Source organism: Nocardioides sp. J54 (assembly GCF_000519005.1).
In the GTDB taxonomy this organism is placed as follows: Bacteria; Actinomycetota; Actinomycetes; order Propionibacteriales; family Nocardioidaceae; genus Nocardioides.
This window is the reverse complement of the sequence record NZ_JAER01000009.1, coordinates 99,533-116,821: the sequence shown is the minus strand read 5'-3', so window position 1 is coordinate 116,821 and position 17,289 is coordinate 99,533. Positions and strand designations below refer to the sequence as shown.

The 17,289-nt window shown below is 71.8% G+C and carries 19 protein-coding genes and 1 riboswitch; of the genes, 12 read left to right on the top strand and 7 right to left on the bottom strand.

The window, feature by feature from the left end; all coding sequences use genetic code 11:
• The first annotated feature begins 15 nt into the window (after positions 1-15).
• The 4 genes from NOCJ54_RS0108925 (at position 16) to NOCJ54_RS28955 (ending at position 2,922) form a co-directional block, all read left to right on the top strand.
• Complete coding sequence (locus NOCJ54_RS0108925; RefSeq protein ID WP_028655224.1) at positions 16-1,578, top strand: sensor histidine kinase; 1,563 nt, start codon at positions 16-18, stop codon at positions 1,576-1,578.
• A gap of 2 nt (positions 1,579-1,580) precedes the next feature.
• The gene (locus NOCJ54_RS0108920; protein WP_028655223.1) at positions 1,581-2,246 is read left to right on the top strand and encodes a response regulator; all 666 of its coding nucleotides are present in this window, start codon (positions 1,581-1,583) and stop codon (positions 2,244-2,246) included.
• 191 nt (positions 2,247-2,437) lie between these two features.
• Positions 2,438-2,653, top strand: a complete 216-nt coding sequence (locus tag NOCJ54_RS0108915) for a Flp family type IVb pilin (RefSeq protein WP_028655222.1) — start codon at positions 2,438-2,440, stop codon at positions 2,651-2,653.
• A gap of 101 nt (positions 2,654-2,754) precedes the next feature.
• Positions 2,755-2,922: a Flp family type IVb pilin gene (locus tag NOCJ54_RS28955; RefSeq protein WP_084254997.1), complete on the top strand. Its 168-nt coding sequence runs from the start codon at positions 2,755-2,757 to the stop codon at positions 2,920-2,922.
• Here the strand turns inward: NOCJ54_RS28955 and NOCJ54_RS24755 are convergent.
• The 4 genes from NOCJ54_RS24755 to NOCJ54_RS0108890 form a co-directional block, all read right to left on the bottom strand.
• Positions 2,889-4,142: a M48 family metallopeptidase gene (locus NOCJ54_RS24755; protein ID WP_036517332.1), complete on the bottom strand. Its 1,254-nt coding sequence runs from the start codon at positions 4,140-4,142 to the stop codon at positions 2,889-2,891. The genes NOCJ54_RS28955 and NOCJ54_RS24755 overlap by 34 nt on opposite strands.
• A 4-nt stretch (positions 4,143-4,146) precedes the next feature.
• The gene (locus tag NOCJ54_RS28140; protein ID WP_051485638.1) at positions 4,147-5,358 is read right to left on the bottom strand and encodes a hypothetical protein; all 1,212 of its coding nucleotides are present in this window, start codon (positions 5,356-5,358) and stop codon (positions 4,147-4,149) included.
• A complete protein-coding gene (locus NOCJ54_RS0108895) occupies positions 5,355-6,278 on the bottom strand; it encodes a C40 family peptidase (RefSeq protein WP_232221728.1) in 924 nt (307 codons plus the stop codon). The genes NOCJ54_RS28140 and NOCJ54_RS0108895 overlap by 4 nt, the downstream gene beginning before the upstream one ends.
• A gap of 99 nt (positions 6,279-6,377) precedes the next feature.
• Positions 6,378-6,539: riboswitch (cyclic di-AMP (ydaO/yuaA leader) on the bottom strand.
• Between the two features lie 192 nt (positions 6,540-6,731).
• Positions 6,732-6,938 (bottom strand): hypothetical protein, encoded by a 207-nt coding sequence (locus tag NOCJ54_RS0108890; protein ID WP_028655220.1) that lies wholly within the window; start codon positions 6,936-6,938, stop codon positions 6,732-6,734.
• A gap of 87 nt (positions 6,939-7,025) precedes the next feature.
• On the opposite strand from NOCJ54_RS0108890, the gene NOCJ54_RS24745 reads away from it, so the two are divergent.
• Positions 7,026-8,753 (top strand): DEDD exonuclease domain-containing protein, encoded by a 1,728-nt coding sequence (locus NOCJ54_RS24745; protein ID WP_051485637.1) that lies wholly within the window; start codon positions 7,026-7,028, stop codon positions 8,751-8,753.
• Entirely contained in the window at positions 8,750-9,028 is a 279-nt protein-coding gene (locus NOCJ54_RS0108880) for an Lrp/AsnC family transcriptional regulator (protein WP_028655219.1), read from the top strand. Before NOCJ54_RS24745 ends, NOCJ54_RS0108880 begins: the two co-directional genes overlap by 4 nt.
• A 6-nt stretch (positions 9,029-9,034) precedes the next feature.
• Here the strand turns inward: NOCJ54_RS0108880 and trpD are convergent, their stop codons facing one another.
• Genes trpD through NOCJ54_RS24740 form a run of 3 tightly spaced genes read right to left on the bottom strand, consistent with a single transcriptional unit; the run spans position 9,035 to position 11,442 of the window.
• On the bottom strand, positions 9,035-10,057 hold the full coding sequence (trpD, locus tag NOCJ54_RS0108875) for an anthranilate phosphoribosyltransferase (RefSeq protein ID WP_028655218.1): 1,023 nt from the start codon (positions 10,055-10,057) through the stop codon (positions 9,035-9,037).
• A gap of 16 nt (positions 10,058-10,073) precedes the next feature.
• Positions 10,074-10,475, bottom strand: a complete 402-nt coding sequence (locus NOCJ54_RS0108870) for an Rv3143 family two-component system response regulator (protein ID WP_198020162.1) — start codon at positions 10,473-10,475, stop codon at positions 10,074-10,076.
• Between the two features lie 10 nt (positions 10,476-10,485).
• Entirely contained in the window at positions 10,486-11,442 is a 957-nt protein-coding gene (locus tag NOCJ54_RS24740) for a cytochrome c oxidase assembly protein (RefSeq protein WP_232221727.1), read from the bottom strand.
• Positions 11,443-11,578: 136 nt separating this feature from the next.
• Here NOCJ54_RS24740 and ctaE point away from each other — a divergent pair, with 136 nt between their 5' ends.
• From ctaE to NOCJ54_RS0108835, 6 genes are all read left to right on the top strand, one after another.
• Positions 11,579-12,223: an aa3-type cytochrome oxidase subunit III gene (gene ctaE / locus NOCJ54_RS0108860; protein ID WP_442937318.1), complete on the top strand. Its 645-nt coding sequence runs from the start codon at positions 11,579-11,581 to the stop codon at positions 12,221-12,223.
• A 58-nt stretch (positions 12,224-12,281) separates the two neighbouring features.
• Complete coding sequence (qcrC, locus tag NOCJ54_RS0108855; RefSeq protein ID WP_028655215.1) at positions 12,282-13,184, top strand: cytochrome bc1 complex diheme cytochrome c subunit; 903 nt, start codon at positions 12,282-12,284, stop codon at positions 13,182-13,184.
• Positions 13,181-14,278 carry a cytochrome bc1 complex Rieske iron-sulfur subunit gene (gene qcrA / locus NOCJ54_RS0108850; protein WP_028655214.1) on the top strand — a complete coding sequence of 366 codons (1,098 nt, stop codon included), beginning with the start codon at positions 13,181-13,183 and terminating at the stop codon, positions 14,276-14,278. Before qcrC ends, qcrA begins: the two co-directional genes overlap by 4 nt.
• Positions 14,268-15,989 (top strand): cytochrome bc1 complex cytochrome b subunit, encoded by a 1,722-nt coding sequence (gene qcrB, locus NOCJ54_RS24735; protein WP_051485635.1) that lies wholly within the window; start codon positions 14,268-14,270, stop codon positions 15,987-15,989. Before qcrA ends, qcrB begins: the two co-directional genes overlap by 11 nt.
• A 258-nt stretch (positions 15,990-16,247) precedes the next feature.
• On the top strand, positions 16,248-16,580 hold the full coding sequence (locus NOCJ54_RS24730) for a GNAT family N-acetyltransferase (protein WP_232221726.1): 333 nt from the start codon (positions 16,248-16,250) through the stop codon (positions 16,578-16,580).
• 54 nt (positions 16,581-16,634) lie between these two features.
• Positions 16,635-17,246: a DUF5701 family protein gene (locus NOCJ54_RS0108835; RefSeq protein ID WP_028655213.1), complete on the top strand. Its 612-nt coding sequence runs from the start codon at positions 16,635-16,637 to the stop codon at positions 17,244-17,246.
• Positions 17,247-17,289: the final 43 nt, after the last annotated feature.

The following is a 17,289-nucleotide window of genomic DNA, read 5'->3' as shown; positions in this document are numbered from 1 at the left end:
GCCTAGGGTCGGGACATGGCCAGCAGCCAGACCTTCGTGGTGGTCGGGGCAGCGCGACTCTTCGCGCTGCTCGCCATCGGCGGGCCCATCCTGTGGCTGCGCCAGAGCGAGGGCGTCGTGGCGCTCATGCTCATCGCAGCCGTGTGGGTCTACCAGGGTGTCACGGCCACCCGGCGCGAGCTCCAGCTCTCGCTGAGCCCGACCACGGAGGCCGCGACGATCGGCGTCATCTGCGCGGTGAGCATGCCCTACGGTCCCTCGATCCTCGCCGCGCTCGTGGTGCCGCCGCTCTACGCCACCGCGACCGCCGGGATCCGGACGATGGTCCGCACGGTCATCGTCGAGGTGATCGCGGTGGTGGCCCTCGGCCTGATGTGGTGGGAGACGCTGACCAACGACCAGGCGGTGGCGATCTTCACCTGGGTGATGACCGGCCTGGGCCTGAGCCTCATCGCCAGCGTCACCTTCTCCTCCGACCGGGCGTCCGACCCGCTCGCGCCCTACCGCGACGCCCAGCAGCACCTCAAGCAGCTGCTCGCCCTCGCCGGCAACCTCAGCTCGGGCCTCGACGTGACCGCGCTCGGTGGCGAGCTGCTGAGCGAGGTCAGCGACCGCATCCCCAACCGCGGCCTGGTGCTCTACGTGCCTCGCGGTGACGCGCTGGCCCCCGTGGCCTCCACCATCGACATGTCGTCCGGCGACTTGTCGGCCTGCGAGACGCTCGCCGGCGACGTCCGCCACGGTCGCACCGACCGCACGACCGTGGAGATCGGCCAGGGCTTCGCCTTCCGGGTCAGCGACCAGGCCGTCGTCGCCGGCCTCCGACCCGTCGATGCCGGCCCCAGCACGATCAGCCTCGACGAGGTCGCGGCCAGCCTCGGCGACAACGCCGTCAAGCTCGATGCCGCCCTGCTCTTCGCGCAGTTCCGCGACGCCGCGACGGCCGACGAGCGCAACCGCCTCGCCCGTGAGATGCACGACGGCGTGGCCCAGGACATCGCCTCGCTCGGCTACCTCGTCGACGCCCTCGCCGCCCGTCCCGCCGACGAGCAGCAGGCGAAGGTGCTGGGGATGCTGCGCGACCGCGTGTCGGTGGTGGTGGCCGAGGTCCGCCGGTCGGTCATGAACCTGCGCACGTCGATCGGCGAGGCGGAGAGCCTGGGCGCAGCGATCAGCAACGTGGCCCGGCACCTCTCGGAGTCGTCCGGCATCCCGATCCGGGTGCGCCTCGACGAGCAGCCCGCCCGGCTGCGGCCCGAGGTCGAGGCCGAGCTCTTCCGCATCGCCCAGGAGGCGATGAACAACGCGGTCAAGCACGCCCGGGCGACGTCGATCGACGTGCGCTGCCAGGTCTACGCCCCCGAGGCGCTGATCACGGTGACCGACGACGGCATCGGCATGCAGCAGGCGCGTAGCGACTCCCACGGCCTGAAGATCATGCGCGAACGTGCCAGACTGATCGGAGCGGACCTCGTGGTCCGCGACAACGCCAGCCGCGGGCTGACGGTCTCGGTCTCCCTGAAGGTCCCCCGCCACCCGGTGGGCACTGGCTCCGCACGTACGACCCCCGAGGAGTAGCCATGAGCGACCCGGCTGACCAGGCCAAGGTCACCGTCCTGCTGATCGACGACCACGAGCTGATCCGCAACGGCCTCGGCGCCGTGCTCGACCTCGAGCCCGACCTCGAGGTGGTCGCCACGGCCGGTTCCGTCGCCGAGGGGATCCAGCGCTACCACGAGGTGCGCCCCGACGTCGTGGTCACCGACCTGCAGATGCAGGACGGCACCGGGCTCGACGTCGTGCGCACGCTGCGCAAGGAGAGTGACGAGGTCGGCCTCATCGTGCTCACGATGCACTCCGGCGACGACCAGATCTTCGCTGCCATGCAGGCCGGCGCCTCGGGCTTCGTCGGCAAGGACGCGCCGTCCACCGAGGTGATCAAGGCCGCGCGCCACGCGGCCGTCTCCCCCAAGGCCTTCGTGTGCGCCGGGCTGGTGGGTGCCATGATGCGCCGCCAGTCCGCCGAGTCGACCGCCCTCACCGAGCGCGAGCACGACGTCCTCCTGCTCCTCGCGGAGGGGCTCAACGCCGCGGCGATCGGGCAGAAGCTCTACCTCTCGGAGTCGACCACGAAGTCGCACATCGCCCGGATCTACCAGAAGCTCGGGGCGGCCAACCGTGCCCAGGCGCTGGTGACCGCGATGCGGATCGGGCTGCTGTCGACGGTCGCGCCGTCCGCCCGCTGACCACAGCGACTGCGGGACCGGCGGGACCGCGTCCGGCCGTGACCCCGATCACGGGTCGCGGGTAGTCCGAACTGACTACCACCGAAGAGACGAACTCCCGATCCGTCAGGACGCCGATTCCGGCAGAGTTCTGACTGTCGGGGAAGCACTCCCCGGGGACACAGCTAGAACCAGTGCACAAGGAGACCCCGATGGTCCAGTACCTGCAGATCCTGCTCAACGCCCGGCTCGCGAAGATGGAGGAGCGCGGCGCCACGGCCGTCGAGTACGGCCTGCTCGTCGCCCTCATCGCCGTCGCGATCATCATCGCGGTCCGCACCCTGGGCGACAACCTGACCGGCGTCTTCGACAACGTCGGCGACGAGGTCGGTGGCGCCGGCGGCGACGGTGGCGCCGGCGGCGAGTGATCGCTCGCACCCACCTCGCGTGAACCGAACGGCCGGGTTGTCCCTGACAACCCGGCCGTTCGACTGTCCGGAAGAGCAGAGCCAGAGAGGGAACCGACGAGATGCAGCCCGGGACGGACGTGGGGCAGGTGGCCCTGCTGGACGAGCGCGGTGCGACCTCGGTCGAGTACGCGCTGCTGATCGCCCTGATCGCCGCGGTCATCGTGGGAGCAGTGGCCATCTTCGGTGGCGTCGTTCAGGACCTCTTCGACTTCGACTTCCCCGGGTAGGCCCGGGCCAGCCCGACCCGTTCGAGCACGGTCGGGTGCGAGCCGAACCAGAAGTGTGACCACGTCGGAGGAGTGGGGTCGGCGTGGGCACGCAGGGCCAGACGGCGCTGGAGCGCGACGAACGACTCGGGGTCGTCCGTCTGCTCCAGCGCCGTCTGGTCCGCCCGGGTCTCCAGGGCCCGGCTGATCCCGTTCTGGACCGGGGACGTCACCAGCCCGGCCAGCGCCACCACGGCCAGCAGGAGGGGCACCGCCCCCGCGCTGCGCAGGTCGCGGCGCTGCACTCCCCCGGTGAGCACCAGGCCGAGCAGGCCGACCCCCACCAGCGCCCCGGCCGCCCCGAGGGCCGTGCCGGTCACCACGTCGCCGTGCTCGGCGTGGGCCAGCTCGTGGGCGACGACCGAGAGCACCTCGTCGCGCGGGGTGCCGTCGACCAGGTTGTCGTAGAGCACGACCCGCCGGGTGTGGCCGAAGCCGGACACCCAGGCGTTCAGCGTCGTCGTACGACGTGAGGCGTCGGCCACCAGCACGTCGTCCACCTCGACGCCCTGGCGCTCGGCCAGCGCCAGCACCTCGGTGCGCAGCGGCCCGTCGGCCAGCGACTCGAAGCGGTTGAAGACCGGCTCGACCAGCAGCGGGTAGACGAACGAGCCGAGCACCACCAGCCCGGCGGCCACGACGCCCGCGACCGCCGGCCAGGCCCGCGGCAGCAACCGCACGCAGCCGACCAGCGCGACCACCGCCAGGGACGTGAGCACGACCGAGACGCCCACGCTCTTCGCCACGTCGGCCGACCACGCGGCCCAGGTGCCCGTCGCGAGGCCCTCGTCGAGGGCGAGCCGGCGCAGCGCGACCGAGAACGGCAGCGTGGCCACCCGGCCGACCACGGCCAGTCCGGCGACGACCAGCACGATGCGGACCCACCACCAGCCGGGCACCCGCTCGGCCCACTCCCGGCCGCGGCGGCCGAAGCCGAGCCAGCAGGCGACGGCGAGCGAGACCGCCAGCGAGGACCAGCTCCACGTGCGCGCCCAGCGCGCGTAGTGCTCCCCGCGCTCGATCTCGGAGAAGGTGAACACCGAGTCCGCGTCGGCCGGGGGCGGCATGCCGCCCGGCACCGGCTCCCACGGCACCCGGGTGGCGGCGAGCAGCACGAAGGCCGCCACGCCGAGCAGGACGGTGCCGAGCGCGACCCGTCGCGTCGCCCGTGCCTCCTCCACGGCCCTACTCTGGCACGCCGGCCAGCGCCGCCAGGCGGGAACGCCACGCAGCCAGCAGGTCGTCCTCCGACCACCCGAAGCCCCGGCGCAGCGCGTCCGCCGTCCCGGCACCGTCGAGCACCTCGCGGTAGAGCGTCGCCAGCGCGTCGTCCCCGCCGCGGTCGGCCAGGGTCTCGGCGACCTGCCACGCGCCCTCGTAGAGGGTGCCCAGGTGCCCGGCGCCCGGGGAGAAGTCGCTGTCGGCGGGCAGCCGGTCGGGCAGCCCGTCGCGCTTGACCTGGCGGATCACCTGCGCGGCGGTGCGGGACTCCGGCAGGTCGACGTCGCGCAGGGCGACGTGGTCGGCGAAGCCCTCGACGAGCCACAGCGGCGCGTTCCTCGCCCCGACCGCCCCGGTCACCGCGTGCACGGCCTCGTGCGTCATCACGACCTGCGCGGCGACCCGGTCGAGGCCGTCGAGGACGGCGCGGTTGACGAACACGTGGACCGGGCTCCGCGGAGCCGTGGTGCCGTCGACCGGCGCGGTCACCGCGGCGATGGAGTCGTAGGCGCCCCGGTCGGCACCGAGCACGCGGTGCAGCTGCTCGCCGTCCTCCGGCACCTCGACGACAAGGCCGTCACCGCGGCCGAGCAGCGGCCGGGTGGCGGCGACGGCACGGGCTGCGCGCTCGGCGTAGCGGTCCGCGACCTCCGGCTCGCCCGCCGCCATGACCAGCGCCCCCGGCACGCGCCGTACGACGAGGGGCCCGGTCAGCCACAGCGGCAGCCGCCGCTCGGCCGCGGCCACGCCGGCGATCGTGCGCCCCCCGTCGTCGAAGGACACCGCGACCTCGGTGCGCGCCGCGGCGCGGTCGAAGCCGTCGACGCGCCAGGAGACCGACACCAGGCCGTCCCAGCCGTCGTCGCCGTCGGTCGCGCCGGTCTCGGTCACGTAGCCGAGGCTGACGTCCTCGAGCCGCAGCGCGGTGGCGTTGCGGGCCAGCGCCGCGAGCAGGTCGGCGGACTCGTCGTCGGCGCCGAGGTCGGCAGCGGCGCCGGGGTCGTCGAGCGCGTCGCGCAGTGCGGCGAGGGTCGCCGTGGCGACCGTCGGGTCAGCGGCGTCGCTGCGGGTGGCCGGCGGCGGGGCGACGTACTCGTCGCCCGAGCAGCCCCCGGCCAGCAGGGCCCCGACGGAGAGCACCCCCGTCAGGGCGGAGGTGACGACCCGCCGGGTCACCCAGGCCGGACCGCTCCGGCGTAGGGCATCTCGTCGACGCTGGAGACCTTCACGCCCGCACCGGGGTTGGCCGCGTGGACGATCATGCCGTTGCCGAGGTAGATCCCGACGTGGCTGACCGGGCTGTAGTAGAAGACGAGGTCGCCCGGCTGCAGGTCGCTGCGCGAGACCGGCGTGCCGGAGCCCATCTGGGCGCGCGAGGAGTGCGGCAGGCTGACGCCGGCCTGGGCCCAGGCCATCATCGTGAGGCCGGAGCAGTCGAAGGCGTTGGGGCCGGCCGCACCGTAGACGTAGGCGTCGCCGACCTGCGCGAGTGCGTAAGCGATGGCGGCCTTGGCCCGGCCCGAGGCGGGGATGGAGCCCGCGGCTGGGACCCGGCCGCTGCCGCGGGACAGGATCTCGGCGCGCTCCTCCTCCTCGAGCTTCGAGAGGAGCTCCTTCGCCTTCGCGAGCTTCGCGTCGGCGCTCTCCTTCTCCTTGCGCAGGGTCCTCTTGAGCGACTTGACGTCGTCGCGCCGCTCCTCGGTCTGCTCGAGCCGGATGGCGTAGGCCTCGAGCTCGTTGTCGTAGTCCGACAGGAGCGAGTCCTGGATGCCGTCGACGGTGGAGAGCGTGGCGAGCTCGTCGAGGAAGCCCTGGGAGTCAGAGGTCATCAGCTCACCGGCCGGACCGAAGCCGCGGTCACGGGAGCTCTCGATGACGGCGTCGCGCACGTCGGCGCGGACGCCGTCCAGGGCGTCGCCCTGGCGGGTCTGGTCGGCCTCGAGGGAGTCGAGGTCGCGGTTGAGCTCGCGGAGCTCGAGGCGGGCGTCGTTGAAGCGCTCCGAGGCCTGCTCGGCCTGGTGCAGCAGCTTCTCGACGCGGTCGCGGACGGTCTCGATGTCCGGCTCGGCCTGCGCGGGGTTGGTCGGGGCGCTCACCGAGAACGCGATCGATCCGGTCAGGGCCAGTGCGGCGAGTGAAGCGGTGGTTCGTTTCCGGCCGTTCAGCACGTGCTGGCGGTCCCCTCTGTGGTGTCGTACGCCTACCGGGTGAGCTGTCGGGTTCGGGCACGACTTGCCCTACCCGCGCTCCCTGCTCCCCGGCCGCCCGTGGGTGGCCTGGTCGCCCCTTGCGCGGGACTCACCCCAGATGTGGTTGGGTCCCCGGCTCCGGGACCGCGGACGGCCCCGGACTCAGCGCGGTGCCCGCGCGGATCGTCGACCCACTTCCACGGACACCTGAGCGAGCAGCCTAATCGCGGGCCACGGCGCGACCAAACCCCGTCGTGCGTGTTGTGGACACGTGGCGCGAGACACAGGTCACACCTGTATCACCAGTCACTCCACCCCCACCTGTCCCACCCGGTCCGGGCCCGGGCCGGGCGTTTCCGGTCAGGCGGACTCCACCTCGGGCGCGGACACCGGGCGGACCAGCCGCAGCGGTGGCACCAGGCCGCCCTCCGCGAGCGCGTCCAGCGCACGCAGCTCCTCGTCGTCGATCACCAGCTCGGGCGGGGGGCCGAGCAGCACGGTCACCACGCAGTCGTGGCACGCCAGCCCCCGCACCACGCAGGTGTCGCAGTCGATCCTCGTCGTCATGGGGCGAACGTGGCAGGAGGGGCCGACACAACCCCCGCAAGCCACCACCTGCACGATTGCGTCGGCGGTCCCGCCTACCGTCGGGGCATGACCTCGACCGCCACCGCAGCGCACCGGTGGGAGGAACAACGCTCGTTCGAGGAGCTCGGCCGCCCGCTGCACGACGTCACGTTCTGCGTGGTGGACCTGGAGACGACCGGCGGCTCGTTCGCCGACGGCGACATGATCACCGAGATCGGTGCGGTGAAGGTCCGCGGCGGCGAGGTGCTCGGCGAGTTCCAGACGCTGGTCAACCCGCACACCTCGATCCCCGCCTTCATCGCCGTGCTGACCGGGATCACCAACCGCATGGTCGCCGACGCGCCGTCGATCCGCTCGGCCCTGCCCGCCTTCCTGGAGTTCGCCGCCGGCAGCGTGCTCGTCGCCCACAACGCCCGCTTCGATGTCGGCTTCCTGCGCCACTTCGCCCGCGAGATGGACCTGGCCTGGCCCGACTTCGAGGTGCTCGACACGGTCAAGCTCGCCCGGCACGTGGTGACCCGCGACGAGGCGCCCAACCACAAGCTCTCCTCGCTCGCGCGGGTCTTCCGCGCCTCCACCACGCCCAACCACCGCGCGCTCGAGGACGCCCGGGCCACCGTCGACGTGCTGCACGGCCTGATGGAGCGCCTCGGCGGGCTGGGCGTGCACACCCTCGAGGAGCTGCAGGGCTACTCCGCACGCGTCGCCACCGCCTCGCGGCGCAAGCGCCACCTGGCCGACGCCCTCCCCCACGCGCCGGGGGTCTACCTCTTCCGTGACGAGCGGGAGCGCGTGCTCTACGTCGGCACCTCGCGCGACCTGCGCCGCCGCGTGCGCTCCTACTTCACCGCCTCCGAGAAGCGCAGCCGGATGGGCCAGATGGTCCAGCTCGCCGCGTCGGTGACCGGGATCGAGTGCGCCACCCCGCTGGAGGCGCAGGTGCGGGAGCTGCGCCTGATCGCGGAGCACAAGCCGCCCTACAACCGGCGCTCGCGACACCCCGAGAAGGTCACCTGGCTCAAGCTGACCCGCGAGCCGTGGCCCCGGCTGTCGCTGGTCAAGAGGGTCCTCGACGACGACGCCGACTATGTCGGCCCGTTCTCCTCGCGCGCCAGCGCGGAGAGCTCGCTGCAGGCGCTGCACGAGGTCTTCCCGATCCGCCAGTGCAACGACCGGCTCGCCCGCCGTCCGTCCCGCTCGCCCTGCGTGCTGGCCGAGATGCACCGCTGCCTGTCCCCGTGCGACGGCAGCGTCGACGAGCAGTCCTACGCCGCCGTCGTCCGCCAGCTGCAGGACACCCTCCTGCGTCGCCCCGACGACGTCGTCGACCTCGTGCAGGCACGGATGACCGCCCTCGCCGAGGAGGAGCGCTTCGAGGAGGCAGCCCGGCACCGCGACCGGCTCGCCGACTTCATCCGCGGCGCCGCGCGCAACCAGCGGCTCCGGGCGCTCACCGGCTGCCCCGAGGTGGTCGCCGCGCGCCGCGAGGAGGACGGCCGCTGGGCGGTCCACGTCGTGCGCCACGGCCGGCTCGCCGCCGCCGGCACCATCCCGCCCGGTGCCGACGCGCTGGCCTGGGTCGAGGCGCTGCGCCAGACCGCCGAGACCGTGCTTCCCCAGGTCGGGCCGACACCGGCTGCGACCGCCGAGGAGACCGAGCGGATCCTCCGCTGGCTGGAGTCCCCCGGCGTGCGCCTGGTCGACGTCGTGGGCGAGTGGACCTGCCCGGTGCAGGGCGCAGCCCGGCACGTCGGGCTGACCGTGCGCACCACGCTCCCTAGGCTGGACCCATGATCACCGCCATCGTGTTCGTCCAGGCCGAGACCGCGCGGATCCCGGAGGTGGCCAGCGCCATCGCGGCCCTGGACGGCGTCAGCGAGGTCTACTCCGTCACCGGCCAGATCGACCTCATCGCGCTGGTGCGGGTCCGCAACCACGAGGACATCGCCGCCGTGGTGTCCGACAAGCTCAACAAGGTCGAGGGCGTCGTCGACACCGAGACCCACATCGCCTACCGCGCGTACTCCCGCCACGACCTCGAGGCGGCCTTCTCCATCGGCCTGGACTGAGCTGCCTCAGGCGGACGCGGCAGCGACCCAGCGCTCCAGCGTCGACTGGGCGGCGCCGGAGTCGATCGCCTCGCCCGCGCGGCGGATGCCGTCGGCGAGCGCCTCCTCCACGGGGGCCCCGGGCGCGTCGTAGACCGCGAGCGCGGCGCCCGCGTTGAGCAGCACCGCCTCCCGGACCGGGCCGGGCTCCCCCGCCAGCAGGCGTCGTACGACGTCGGCGTTGTGTGCCGCGTCACCGCCCCGGAGGTCCTCGGTGGTCGCGGGGCTGAGCCCGAACGCCGCCGGGTCGACCTTCGCGGTGCTCACGGTGCCGCCGTGGACGACCCACAGCGAGGACGTGGTGGTCGTCGTCAGCTCGTCGAGCCCGTCGTCGCCGCGGAACACCCACGCGTCGACGCCGCGCGCGGCGAACACGCCGGCCATCACCGGGGCGAGCCGCGCGTCGGCGCAGCCGATCGCCTGGGCGGCGGGCCGGGTCGGGTTGGCCAGCGGCCCGAGCACGTTGAACGCGGTGCCGATGCCCAGCTCCTTGCGCGGGACCGCGGCGTGCCGCATCGCAGGGTGGAAGGCGGCGGCGAAGCAGAAGGTGATCCCCGCCTCGGTCGCCACCCGGGCCACCCGGTCGGCCGGCAGGTCGAGCCGGACCCCGAGCGCCTCGAGCACGTCGGCGGTGCCGGCCTTCGACGAGGCGGAGCGGTTGCCGTGCTTGACCACGCGGGCGCCCGCGCCCGCGGCCACGATGGCCGACATCGTCGAGATGTTCACCGAGAACGAGCGGTCCCCGCCGGTGCCGACCACGTCGAGCAGGCGCCCGGGCACCGAGATCGGCGTCATCACGTCGTACATCGCGTCGACGAGGCCGGTCAGCTCCTCGATCGTCTCGCCCTTGGCGCGCAGCGCGACCACGAAGCCGGCGATCTGCGCCGGGGTCGCCTCGCCGGCGAGGATCTCCCCCATCGCCCACGCCGCCTGGGCAGGCGTCAGGTCCTCCCCGGCCACGAGCGAGCCGAGGACGTCAGGCCACGTCATCCCGTGGAGCCCCTGCTCAGGCGGGGACGCGGGCGCGCAGCAGCGACACGACCGCCTCGGCCAGCTGGATCGGGTCGATCGGGTGCGGCACCGCGGCGTCGGCACGCGACCAGGTCGCCAGCCACGCGTCCTGCGGGCGGCCGGTCAGCACGAGCAGCGGCGGACAGTCGTAGATCTCGTCCTTGAGCTGCTTGGCGACGCCCATGCCGCCGGCGGGCACGGCCTCGCCGTCGAGGATCGCGAGGGCGAGGTGCCCGGCGTCCATGTGCTGGATCACCACGGGCTCGGTGGCCACCTCGACGTACTCCAGCTCCGGCAGGTCCGGGTGCGGGCGCCGGCCGAGGGCCAGGATCACCTGCTCGCGGGTGTGCACGTCATCGCTGTAGACAAGCACCTTCAGAGGCTTCGGAGAGCTCACCCTCGCGATGCTACTCGGCCTCGGGCCCCGCCGGGGGCCGGGTCTCGGCCGCGGCGAGCCGCTCGCGCCGCTCGAGGCGGTCCAGCCGGCGGTCCTCCCGCTCGGCCTCCTTCATCGACGAGCGCACCCACTGGATGAACAGGACGACGAAGAAGATCACGCCCACCAGGTCGCCCGCGCCCCACAGGATCCCGCCGGCGAGGTGCTGGTCGTCGTACGGGTCGGGCAGCCACGCGCCCATCGGTCCGTCGTGCAACGCGGGGTACCAGTCGCCGCCCAGCAGCTCCTTCTGCCCCATGATCGTGACGCCGAGGAAGGCGTGGAAGGGCAGCGTCATCACCGTGAGCAGCACCCGGAAGGGGTGCGCCACGCGGCCGGGCAGCGGGTCCACGCCCACGATCGGCCAGAAGAAGATGGCGCCCACCAGCACCAGGTGGACGTGCATCATCTCGTGCACGTAGGTCGAGCGCAGGGACGCCTCGTACCAGTCGGTGAAGTAGAGCGCCCACGGCGAGATCACGTAGAGGCCGAACGCCAGCGGCGGGAACCCGAGCACCTTCGCCAGGCGCGAGTGCAGCACGGCGAGCAGCCAGCCGCGCAGGAGGCGAGGCAGCGTGCGCAGCGCGAGCGTGACCGGGGCGCCGAGCGCCAGGGAGAGCGGCACCACCATCGACAGCACCATGTGCTGGACCATGTGCGCGCTCAGCAGGACGGTGTCGTACGCCGCGAGGCCGGACGACGTCGCGACGTAGAACGACAGCATGCCGATCAGCCAGGCGATGGTCCGCCCGACGGGCCAGGAGTCGCCGCGCCGGCGCAGCGCCATCACGCCCACCAGGTAGAGACCGGTCCCCCAGACGGTGACGACCAGCGGGAGCGGGGCCATGCCCCACTCGGACAGCATCGCGCCCGCGTCGAACGGCGGGAGGTCCTCGACGGCGGCGGCGGCCGTCACCACCAGCCCCACGGGCACCCCCTCGCGTCAGTCACGGCCGGATCCCGGGCGGGAAAACCGGCCTCCACGAGCGTAGGTGGGGGGTGGTGACCGCTCATAACGGGGGGTCGGGATGCCCGGGCGGAGCGATACCGCCATAATGGCGCTCGTGGCGATCTCAGCTTCGGCATCTCTTCCTGCTTCGCGCCTGCACGGCCAGCACGACCGACCCTCCATGGTGGCGGTCGGCACGATCATCTGGCTGTCCAGCGAGCTCATGTTCTTCGCTGCCCTCTTCGCGGCGTACTTCACGATCCGGTCGGTCTCGCCGGAGATGTGGGCGGAGAACACCGAGCTGCTCAACGTGCCGTTCGCGAGCGTCAACACGACGATCCTCGTGCTGTCGTCGTTCACCTGCCAGTTCGGCGTGTTCGCCGCCGAGCGTGGCCAGGTCGGGCGCACCGGCGGGCTGCTCCAGATGAACAAGTGGGGACTGCGCGAGTGGTTCATCCTCACCTACGTGATGGGCGCCATCTTCATCGGCGGCCAGGCGCTGGAGTACGCCGAGCTGATCCACCACGGCGTGACCATCCCGAACGACGGCTACGGCACGATGTTCTACCTGACCACCGGCTTCCACGGGATCCACGTGACCGGCGGCCTCATCGCGTTCCTCTTCGTGCTCGGGCGCACCTACGTCGCCCGGAAGTTCACCCACGAGCAGGCGGTCAGCGCGATCGTCGTCTCCTACTACTGGCACTTCGTCGACGTGGTCTGGATCGGACTGTTCGCGGCGATCTACCTGATCCAGTGACAGCCCGCGTCCTGATGACGACCCACACCCCCAGCCCGACCCGGACCAAGGACTGATTGTGCGCCTTCTGAACCGCTCCGCCGGTCGCCTCTCCAGGCACCGCCGCGGCCCGCTCGCCGGCCTCGTCGTGCTCGTGCTGGGCCTGCTGCTGACGGGCGGCCTCTACGCCGCCCTCGCGCCGGCCCAGGCCGACACCGACGCCGACCAGGAGGCGCTGGTCCAGGAGGGCCGCGAGCTCTTCCTCATCGGCTGCGCGTTCTGCCACGGCCAGAACGGCGAGGGCGTCCTGACCCAGGGCGGCTCGCAGTACGGCCCCGCCCTCACCGACGTCGGTGCCGCCGCGGTCGACTTCCAGGTCGGCACCGGCCGCATGCCGATGGCCCAGCCCGGCGCCCAGGCGCCGCGCAAGGAGGTCGTCTACACCCAGGACGAGATCGCCGCCCTCTCGGCGTACGTCGCGTCCCTCGGCACCGGCCCGGCCATCCCGGACGCCGACCTCTACGACACCGACAAGCCCGGTGACCTCAACGGTGACGGCAAGCAGGACGACAAGGACAAGGAGCTCCTCGTCGTCCGCGGTGGCCAGATCTTCCTGGCCAACTGCACCGCCTGCCACAACTTCGAGGGTTCCGGCGGCGCCATGCCGCGCGGCGGCTTCGCCCCCAAGATCCGCGGCGTCGACTCCAAGCACATCTACGAGGCGATGCTGACCGGACCGCAGTCGATGGACACCTTCTCCGACGGCAACATCCCGCCGGAGGACAAGAAGGCCGTCATCGCCTACCTCGAGACCCTCGACGAGGCCCCGAGCTACAGCGGTTTCACGCTGGGCAGCCTCGGTCCCGTCAGCGAGGGCATCATCGCGTGGGTCGGCGGCATCGGAGTCCTCGTCGGCTTCGCGGTCTGGATCGCGGCCCACACCACCCGCTCGAGCAAGAAGAAGGACGAGGCGGCAGCGTGAGCGACGCACACACCCCTGACGAGCACGGCGGCGAGCTGGCGACCGTCGGACCGATCGCCGACCCGGGCCTGCCCGAGCACCAGTGGCGACCGACCGACGTCGACCCCGCCTCGGAGAAGCGCGCGGAGCGCCAGGTCGCGGCACTCTTCGGCCTCTCGGCCGTCTGCGTGATCCTGTTCCTGGTCGCCTACTTCACCCTCGACATCGGTGACAACTGGCACGTGATCGGCGGCTTCGGCGCGTCGAACATGGCGCTGGGCGCGAGCCTCGGCTTCGCGCTGCTGTTCATCGGCGTCGGCATCATCCACTGGGCCCGCAAGCTCATGGGTGACCACGAGATGGTGGAGATGCGCCACTCGGCCCGCTCCACCGACGAGGACCGCGAGGTCACGCTCAAGGCGCTGGACGACGGCATCGCCGAGTCCGGCATCGGCCGCCGCCCGCTGATCCGCAACTCGCTGCTCGGCGCGCTCGGCCTGGTCGGCATCGCGCCGGTCGTCATGCTGCGCGACCTCGGTCCCCTGCCGGGCAAGAAGCTCTACAGCACCATCTGGGGCGAGGGCACCCCGGACCGCCCGATGCGCATCGTGCGCGACGGCATCTGGACCCCGATCCTGGCCTCGGACCTGGAGATCGGCGACCTGGTCAACTGCCAGCCGGACGCCCTGTTCAACCCGGAGCGCTACGACATCGACCCGACCGAGGTCGAGGGCGTCAACCTCCAGATCCACAAGTCCAAGGCGTCGCTGATCCTGCTGCGCATGAAGCCCGAGGACATCAAGCCGGGCAAGGACGCCAACGGCAACAGCCGTGAGAACTGGGACGTCAACGGCATCGTGGCGTACTCCAAGATCTGCACCCACGTCGGCTGCCCGATCTCGCTGAACGAGCGGACGACCCACCACCTGCTCTGCCCCTGCCACCAGTCGACCTTCGACCTCGCCGACTCCGGCAAGGTGGTGTTCGGCCCCGCCGGCCGTCCGCTGCCGCAGCTGCCGATCACGGTCGATGCCGAGGGCTACCTCGTGGCGCAGAGTGACTTCGACGAGCCGGTCGGCCCGAGCTTCTGGGAGCGTGACTACTATGAGCGTTGATGTGAGCAAGGTCGCCACGACCAACGGCACGCAACCTGCCACCGGCGCCAAGGGCCCCAAGGCCGCCGGCGCCATCGCGAACTGGGCGGACGAGCGCCTGGGCCTCGGCACGGCCATGAAGAAGAACCTGCGCAAGGTCTTCCCGGACCACTGGTCCTTCATGCTCGGCGAGATCGCCCTGTGGAGCTTCGTCGTCCTGCTGCTGACCGGTGTCTTCCTGACCCTCTGGTTCGACCCGAGCATGACGGAGATCCAGTACGACGGCTCCTACGACCCGCTGCGCGGCGTCCACATGTCGTCGGCGATGGCCTCGACGCTGGAGATCTCCTTCGACGTCCGCGGTGGCCTGCTCATGCGGCAGATGCACCACTGGGCCGCGATGATCTTCATCGCCTCGATGATGATCCACATGATGCGCGTCTACTTCACCGGCGCGTTCCGCAAGCCGCGCGAGCTCAACTGGGTCATCGGCTGCCTGCTCCTGCTGCTGGGCACGATCGAGGGCTTCACCGGCTACTCGCTCCCCGACGACCTGCTCTCGGGCACCGGCGTCCGGGCTGCGGACGGCTTCATGAAGGCCTCCCCCGTGGTCGGCACCTACATGTCGTTCTTCCTCTTCGGCGGCGAGTTCCCGGGTGACTCGATCATCCCGCGGTTCTACGCGATGCACATCCTGCTGATCCCGGCGATCCTGCTGGCCCTGGTCGCCGCCCACATGCTGCTGCTCGTCTACCACAAGCACACGCAGTGGCCTGGTCCCGGCCGCACGGAGGAGAACGTCGTCGGCTACCCGATGCTCCCCGTCTACGCCGCCAAGGCCGGTGGCTTCTTCTTCATCGTGTTCGGCGTGATCACCCTCCTGGGTGGCCTGTTCTCGCTCAACGCGGTCTGGAAGTACGGCCCGTACGACCCGTCGAAGGTGACCGCGGGCTCGCAGCCTGACTGGTACATGGGCTGGCCCGACGGCCTGCTGCGCATCATCCCGCCGTGGGAGACGCACATCTGGGGCGTCACCTTCTCGTGGAACGTGATCATCCCGATCCTCGTGATGCCGCCGCTGATGCTCATGGTCCTGATGGCGCTGCCGTTCATCGAGTCCTGGGTCACCGGCGACAAGCGGGAGCACCACCTGCTGCAGCGTCCGCGCAACGCCCCGACCCGTACGGCGATCATGGTCGCGCTGATGACCTTCTACGGCCTCTCGTGGGCCGCCGGCGGCAACGACATCATCGCGATCAAGATGGACCTGTCCATCAACCAGATCACCTACTTCCTGCGGGCAGCGGTGTTCATCGGTCCGGTGATCGCCTACATCGTCACCAAGCGCTGGTGCATCTCGCTGCAGCGTCACGACGAGGAGAAGCTGCTCCACGGCTACGAGTCGGGTGTGCTGGTCCGCTCCCCCGAGGGCGGCTACGCCGAGAAGCACCTGCCGCTCCCGGAGGGCAAGGCCTACACGCTCACCGCTCGCGACGACGACCCGAAGCCGGAGACCGTCGACGAGGTCGAGGCGTCCGGCCTCCAGGGCCGCAAGCTCCGCATCCGCAAGCTGCGGGCGCGCCTGCAGGCTGCCTTCTTCGCCGACAACGTGCAGAAGCCGACGGCCGAGGAGCTGCACGAGGCGCAGCACCACGCCGAGCACGAGCTGCACGAGCTCGAGTCGCAGATCGCCGCCGGCCCGAACCGGCACGGTCCCTCCGAGGACCACTGACCGGCAGCCGGTCGCGCTGAACCAGAGGGCGCTGCTCCCCCACCGGGAGCAGCGCCCTCTGGCATTTCTCGTTACCGTGACCGCGTGCCCGTGCTCCGCCCCGCCCGCGCCACCGACGTCGCACGCATCGCGGCGATCTGGCACGCCGTCTGACACGACGCCCACGACGGCAACGTCCCCGACGAGCTCACCGCCGCCCGACCACGGGAGTCGTTCGACGAGCGCGCGGCACAGCGGGTGGCGGACACGATCGTCGCGGTGACCGATGCCGACACCGGCGCTCCCGGCGCTGCGGTCATGGGCTTCGTGATGGTCGCCGGCGGCGAGGTCGACCAGGTGTACGTCGCGGCCGAGCACCGCGGCGCCGGCGTCGCTGCTCCCCTGCTCGCCGCCGCCGAGCGCCGCATCGCGGAGTCCGGCCACCGCACGGCATGGCTGGCCGTCGTCCCCGGCAACGAACGGGCCCGCCGCTTCTACGAGCGCCAGGGCTGGCGCGACGAGGGCTGGTTCGAGCACGACGCCCCGGGGCCCGACGGTCCGATCCGGGTTCCCTGCCACCGCTACGTCAAGGACGTGCGGCGGAACTCCTGAGCAGCGGTTTACGTTGTACAGTGTACGACGTACACCACATCTCGAAGGAGCTCCATGACCCTTTCCGACCAGCTGCAGCGCCTCGTCGACCTCGGCCTGCCCGCCCTCGCCGACGTCACGCCGGCCGACCTCGCCACGGCGACAGCGGGGCTCGACGTCGGGCCCGGCGACGTCCTGGCCGTGCATCCCGCACTGGCGCCACCGAGCGCCCTCGCTCCCCTGCTCAGCAGGCAGGGCAAGCAGGGCTTCGTCGTCCACGACATGACCGACCTCGACGACTTCCACCCCACGCCGGACGTCGTGGTCCCGGACCGGCCGCTCTACGTGGTGTCCGGGGTCGACCGCGGTGACGACATGGCGAACTGGAGCCCGGAGGAGGCGGCTCCCGCGATCGCCCGGCGCGGGCGGACCCCGTTGACGATCAGCGAGGGCATCAGCTGGCTGCTCCAGCAGCCGGAGGTCCTCGAGCCCAACCGGTGCTTCATGTGCATCGGATCGAGGAAGCCCAGGCCGAACGGCTACGACGCCCGCACGCCGGCCCTGTGGATCAGCGGCGGCACCGGGCACGACGGCCCGGCCCGCAGGAACGCGCCGAAGGTGGGCTGGTGCTGGTGGCGCAACCGGCACACCTGGCTGGGTTTCGCATCCGCCGCCGGGAGGCACTGATCCACGCGTCGACGAACCCCGCCGACGACGACAGAGAGGTGCA

Bases quoted from the DNA above. Each gene is read 5' to 3' on its own strand.
- NOCJ54_RS0108890 (WP_028655220.1), bottom strand. From the start codon at position 6,938: ATGACGACGAGGATCGACTGCGACACCTGCGTGGTGCGGGGGCTGGCG.
- NOCJ54_RS28955 (WP_084254997.1), top strand. From the start codon at position 2,755: ATGCAGCCCGGGACGGACGTGGGGCAGGTGGCCCTGCTGGACGAGCGC.
- NOCJ54_RS0108925 (WP_028655224.1), top strand. From the start codon at position 16: ATGGCCAGCAGCCAGACCTTCGTGGTGGTCGGGGCAGCGCGACTCTTC.
- NOCJ54_RS0108835 (WP_028655213.1), top strand. From the start codon at position 16,635: ATGACCCTTTCCGACCAGCTGCAGCGCCTCGTCGACCTCGGCCTGCCC.
- NOCJ54_RS0108915 (WP_028655222.1), top strand. From the start codon at position 2,438: ATGGTCCAGTACCTGCAGATCCTGCTCAACGCCCGGCTCGCGAAGATG.
- trpD (WP_028655218.1), bottom strand. From the start codon at position 10,057: ATGACGTGGCCTGACGTCCTCGGCTCGCTCGTGGCCGGGGAGGACCTG.
- qcrB (WP_051485635.1), top strand. From the start codon at position 14,268: ATGAGCGTTGATGTGAGCAAGGTCGCCACGACCAACGGCACGCAACCT.
- NOCJ54_RS0108920 (WP_028655223.1), top strand. From the start codon at position 1,581: ATGAGCGACCCGGCTGACCAGGCCAAGGTCACCGTCCTGCTGATCGAC.
- NOCJ54_RS0108880 (WP_028655219.1), top strand. From the start codon at position 8,750: ATGATCACCGCCATCGTGTTCGTCCAGGCCGAGACCGCGCGGATCCCG.
- NOCJ54_RS24745 (WP_051485637.1), top strand. From the start codon at position 7,026: ATGACCTCGACCGCCACCGCAGCGCACCGGTGGGAGGAACAACGCTCG.